1 protein-coding gene is annotated in these 934 nt (G+C 51.1%); it reads left to right on the top strand.

Annotated features, from left to right (window positions below; all coding sequences use genetic code 11):
* Window positions 1-568: 568 nt before the first annotated feature.
* A partial coding sequence (locus DCO48_RS22635) for a hypothetical protein (RefSeq protein ID WP_133247634.1) occupies window positions 569-934 on the top strand: 366 nt, incomplete at its 3' end.

Raw genomic sequence — 934 nt, 5'->3', positions numbered from 1 at the left:
CCTGTTCGCAAAACTCGAAGAGTACTTCGACAAAGGCTCCTTGACAGGCCAGACGAACGAAACCGAAGCAACGAAACAGCCCCCGGATAACGACATCGTAAACGGACCTGCTGACAATTAATTCTTAAGGATGCTCCGAACAAGTCACCCGAGATTCGTCCCCTGATCGCAGGCAACGTCGGTGCAGCCAGTTTTCAGCCACTCATTACACAAAAAACCAGAGATACCTCTGGTTTTTCTGCATCACAGACGCACCTCTCCTTTACCGGCGTGGTGCTGCGCCCCCGAAAAGGCAACGGTCCCGACGCGCTGTCTGCACTTCAGGTTGGCATATGTCATGTACAGCACCGACGGCACAGGGCACGGAACACGGGTTTCAGTCAGCGCACAACGAACCGTCCCTGAAGGCATGGAGACCACGGACATTGCGCCTGGGTACGTTGAGTTAACGCCCGCTTTGATACCCCCAGATTCGTAGCATTGGTGATTTGGCCAGTGCTTCGTACCAGGCAATAACGAGCAAGAAGTTCGCTATCGCATATCTACAATTACAAGGAAATGTACATTTATGAAAACTCAAAAAATCCTGCTTAACGTGGCAGCAACTGCTGTTTTAATGACTACCGGAGTAGTGCAAGCGGGACCAGCAGTGACAGTTACGGTTAAGCACTTGGGTGCTACGGATTCCGAACTTGCGATCTACACCATCACAAATGCAAACGAAACCAGTACCCAACAAAACTCTCAACCGAAACCGCAAGCTTCACTTAAAGGAGGCGAGAGCAATAACTATATAGTCCAAAGCCTAATCTCCCCCGACACCAACTACGCTCATGTCCGCTACAAAATCGGTGACAAGACCTGCGTCTTCAGCACCACCTTCCTCAACATCCGCAGCGCCACCGGCAGCAAAACTCCGCAATGGAAGAAAAGC

The sequence above is a fragment of the Pseudomonas sp. SDI genome (genome assembly GCF_003105155.1).
Taxonomy (GTDB): Bacteria; Pseudomonadota; Gammaproteobacteria; order Pseudomonadales; family Pseudomonadaceae; genus Aquipseudomonas.
This window is presented reverse-complemented; position numbering and strand designations above follow the sequence as displayed.